We start from the raw sequence: 4,380 nt of genomic DNA on the forward strand, positions 1-4,380 counted from the left end.
ATGCGGAGCTCCTCGCCTCGCTGATCGGACTTCTGGGTCAGGAGCCGGTGCTGCGCCGCCGCGCCTTTACCGCCAGCCTGGTGATGGCCGCCTTCAGCGTGTTCTGGACCGCGGTGGCGCTTCGCCTCTCGGCTCCGCCCTTCGACCTCGGCCAGAAAGGCATTGCCCTGTTCGCGCTGGTCGGCGCCGGGGGCGCGGCGGTGACGCCGATCTTCGGCCGCGCCGGCGACCGCGGCTTTACGCGCTCAGCGACGGTCCTCTGCCATCTCGTGCTGGTCGCGGCGCTCGGCCTCGCCGCGTGGGCCGGCGCCGGGGCCGGCGCGGCCAAGGCCGGCGGCGCATGGCTGCCGCTCATCCTCCTGGGCGCCAGCGCCGTGCTGCTCGATATCGGTGTCACCGGCGACCAGACGCTGGGCCGCCGCGCCGTCAATCTCCTGCAGCCGAAGGCGCGCGGCCGCATCAACGGGCTGTTCGTCGGCATCTTCTTCATCGGCGGCGCGATCGGCTCGCTGCTGGCCGGCCTCGCCTGGGCCTGGGGCGGCTGGAACGCGGTGTGTGCCACAGGCGCGGTGTTCGGGGTGATGGCGCTGGTGGTGGACTGGCTAGAGTAGCCGCAGCGCTATCCAACCCCGCCCGTCACGTAATATGCCCCGGCAGTATGCCCAGCCGGCGACTTAACGATGGCCGTGACGATCGAGCCGTAGGGACCGCGCCAGACGCTGTGGAAGCCTTGATGCGTCGCGGCCGGCACCACGATCCGGCCGGTGTAGCGGTTGCCGTCGGCCTGGATGATCACCGGCTCGCCGTTGACATGGACTTTCACGGCTTCCGGCTCCGCCCGACCCACCTCGATCTCTAGCGCGATGGTGATCTCGTCCGTATCACCGGCGTGGACCGTTTCGGCAGTCAGCATCAGGGCAAACGGCGCGTCGCCGGGACCACTCGTCGCGCCGCTGCCCGCCGCAAGCACATCGCCCGCCAGCGCCGGCGTGCGCGGCGGGGCGGTGCGGCGCTTTGTGGCGCGCTCATAGTCGCCGGCCATCGTCAGCAACGCCACGTCACCATACGCCTTGCCTGCAAAAGTCAGCCCGACAGGCATACCGATATCGGCCATGGTGCCCATCGGCACCGTCACCGTCGGAATGCCCAGATGCCGCCAGACAAGATTGCCGTTGGCGACCCAGGTGCCGTTGCGCCAGGCAAGCCGGGCGGAAGCCTCGTTGACGTCGGCATCGGCCGGGCCGACATCGGCGACCGCCGGCAGCACCACTGCGTCGAGGCGGTTGGCATCGAGCCAGTCCTCAAAGTCGATGCGGCGCGTTGCTTCCAGGCCCTTCAGGCCTTCCTCGATGGTTGGGATATCTTCCAGTCGCGCCACGCCCTGCTTCGCGCGCTCGACATACCGCGCCAGATCGAAATCGGCTTCGCCATAGCGGTCGCGCAGCGTGCCCGGCGGCTGCGGGAAGATCTTTGCGCCGTCGACCGAAGCGAGATCGGGGATCGCGGGATCGGCATTGGCGCGCAGGAAATCGTCCCACGACCAGATGGACAGGTCCCAGATCTCGCGTTCGGCGAATTCCAGCGGCACCAGTCCGCGATCGACCATGGAGCGGGCGCCCTGACGATCATGCTCGTAATTGGAGACGACAGGAAAATCGACCTCGACCACCTGCGCGCCGAGCGCCTGCAGGTCGCGTGCAGCCTGCCGCCACAACTCCAGCACCGAGGCGCGCGTCTCGACCGGGCGATCCAAGCCCTTATCCTTGCCGATATACATCTTCGGCACGCCCAGACGTTTTCCCTTGAGCGCGCCCTGCACGGCAAGCGCGGCATAGTCCGCCGGCCGCAGCGCCGAGGCTTTCGGGATTTGCACCCAAGGCTGCACGCGCCAGAAATCGCCGCGCGTCTCTTCATCGTCGGCGACGATCACATCGAGCAGCTCCAGCATGTCGGCGACGCTTCGCGTGTGCGGCACGACCACATCCATGGTCGGCACCAGTGGCCAGTTGCCGCGCACCGAGATGACGCCGCGCGAAGGCGTGTAGGCGACCAGCGCATTGTTGGAGGCCGGCGCGCGACCGGACGACCAGGTTTCTTCGCCCAGCCCGAAGGCCGCCAAGCTGGCAGCGGTCGCCGTGCCCGAGCCGTTGGACGAGCCGGAGGCGAAAGCGGCGGTGAGATAGTCGGCATTATACGGGCTTTCGGCGCGGCCATAGACGCCGCGCTGCATGCCGCCATTGGCCATCGGCGGCATGTTGGTGAGGCCGATCAGCACCGCGCCGGCGGCGCGCAACCTGGCGATGGTGAAGGCATCCTCGTTCGCCGTGAGATGCTCGAAGGCCGGCGAGCCGGCGGCAACCGTCAGCCCCTTGGCCTTGTAGCTGTCCTTGGCGGTGTAGGGGATGCCGTCGAGCGGCCCGAGCGCCTTGCCCGCGCGGCGGCGCCGGTCGGACGCTTCGGCTTCCTCGAACATGTCCGGGTTGAGGACGGGGACCGCGTTCAGCGCGATGCCGTGACGGTCGTAGTGGGCGATGCGCTTGAGATAGGCCGCGACCAATTCGACGCTGGTGACGGTGCCGTCCTCCAACGCGCGGCGCAGGTCGGCGATCGAGGCTTCGACGAGGTGGAGTGTTGTCATTGGATTCTAAGCGGCAACCTTGCGAGCCCATTGCCAGAAGGGATCATCAGAATAATCGTCGTCCATACACGCTGTCTGCCCGACAATCACTGAGGCAGTTTTCGGGATTTGAACCCCAAAGCTGGTTTCGACCCAATGCCTGAACTCGAAAGGCGGCCGGTATGGATCGTTCGAATATTCCTCCGCGTAGGCATCTTCGGGTGTAAGGTCGAAAAGATCCGGCAAGCATGTTTCCTCATAGCCGATGGCTAAAAAGCGCAAGAGATCGACTGCGTTGTTCGCCAACACACAGGCTAACGTGGAACCGGATCCAGAGCCCATATGCACGAAGCGTTGCCGTCCGCTATCGTCCAGCCAAAGCGCCGCATAGGATCCATCGGCCCCAGTAGCGATAAATGGCGCCAGCCTCCTTGTGACCGACGTGTCGTGATTGCCTAGCCAGTAGCCCGCATGGTTGGAATCAACCTTGGTGAAGTGGGCATATGCCGAGCGCAATGCGCGCGGCACACTTGCTGGATAAAGTCCGCAGTAGCGAATTGCTTCCTGCTGAACAAAGCCATTTTGCTCCATCCAGCGGAGCGCCATCCTGAGCTCTTCGGGGAGCCGCAGCGCGGCGGGAAACGATCCTTCGACCTCGTCCAGGAAACTGCTCATGTGCTCAAGCCTTCGGGCGGTCCTTCACGCACCTCTGCCCGCAGCACATCTCCTCCGCAAGGGGTAGATTGACGTCACGATCGCTTTCCCCTGCGGCTTGACGATGCCGAGGCCGAATATTTGAAAAGCGAGCCATTGCAACAGTTCCTGAATGGGTTCTTTTGCGAGAATTGCGGAAAAGGCTTCATCCCGGTAGAACAACTCAAGGACAGTCACCTGCGGTTCCGGCACCCGTCGAACCGTTCGAGCCTCACTCCGGTGCCCCCGCAAACAGCACCGTCCCATCCCCGCCCGCCGCGGGCCAGTCGCGGATGGTGCGGTCGATGCCGCCGGTGAGAAGCGTGCCGTCGGCGGCGAAGGCGACCGAGTACATCGGCCCGGTGCCGGGGTCGAATTCGGCGATCTCGGCGCCGGTGTCCATGTTCCATATCCTCGCGGTGCCGTCGAGCGAGACGGAGCCGAGACGCTTGCCGTCGGCCGACAGGGCCAGCGCATAGACGGTGCCTGAATGGCCGTCGAAGCGGCGGATCTCCTTGAAAGTGTCGAGGTCCCAGAGTTTGATCGTGTAGTCGCCGCTGCCGGTCACCGCTTGGTGGCCGTCGGCCAGGAAGACCGCGCCATAGGCGCCGCGGTCGTGGCCGTGCCAGCTGCGCAGCTGCTTGCCCGCAACGATATCCCACAGCTTCAGCTCGCCGTCGATGCTGCCCGTGAGCGCCCTGGTGCCGTCGGGCGAGATGGCGACGGAGCTCACCGACCAGTCGTGGCCAGGCAGCACATGCAGCACCGTCCCCTTCGCCAGGTCCCAAACAACCACGGAACCGGTGTCGTGGCCACTGACGGCGCGCTTGCCGTCCTGGCTGATCTTCAACTGCCTGACGCCGCCGTTCGCCCCCGAGGAGAAGACGTGCAGCACCGTTCCGTCGGAGAGCTGGCGCAGCACGATCTCGCCGTCGTCGCCGGCGGTCAGCGCCGTCTTGCCGTCGGGCATGAAAAGCGCGCTGCGCGCCATGTCCTTTTGCTGGCCAAGATCGCGGATCAGCCGCTTGCCGTCGATGTCCCAGAGCTTGATCATGCGATCGGTGCTGGCA

Annotated in this window: 4 protein-coding genes and 1 pseudogene; 1 reads left to right on the plus strand and 4 read right to left on the minus strand. The window is 66.0% G+C overall.

Going from position 1 to position 4,380, the window contains the following annotated elements:
• Positions 1-611 (plus strand): annotated as a pseudogene (locus EOD07_RS24375) (MFS transporter); the annotation flags it as partial.
• Positions 612-619: 8 nt separating this feature from the next.
• Here the strand turns inward: EOD07_RS24375 and EOD07_RS24380 are convergent.
• The 4 genes from EOD07_RS24380 to EOD07_RS24395 all read right to left on the minus strand — a co-directional run.
• Complete coding sequence (locus EOD07_RS24380; protein WP_127237262.1) at positions 620-2,638, minus strand: amidase; 2,019 nt, start codon at positions 2,636-2,638, stop codon at positions 620-622.
• Between the two features lie 6 nt (positions 2,639-2,644).
• Entirely contained in the window at positions 2,645-3,292 is a 648-nt protein-coding gene (locus EOD07_RS24385) for a hypothetical protein (RefSeq protein ID WP_127237263.1), read from the minus strand.
• 24 nt (positions 3,293-3,316) lie between these two features.
• Positions 3,317-3,508: a hypothetical protein gene (locus tag EOD07_RS24390; RefSeq protein WP_127237264.1), complete on the minus strand. Its 192-nt coding sequence runs from the start codon at positions 3,506-3,508 to the stop codon at positions 3,317-3,319.
• 34 nt (positions 3,509-3,542) lie between these two features.
• The coding region (locus EOD07_RS24395; RefSeq protein WP_164772477.1) for a WD40 repeat domain-containing protein at positions 3,543-4,380 on the minus strand (838 nt) is incomplete at its 5' end.

It is taken from the genome of Mesorhizobium sp. M2C.T.Ca.TU.002.02.1.1, from assembly GCF_003997225.1.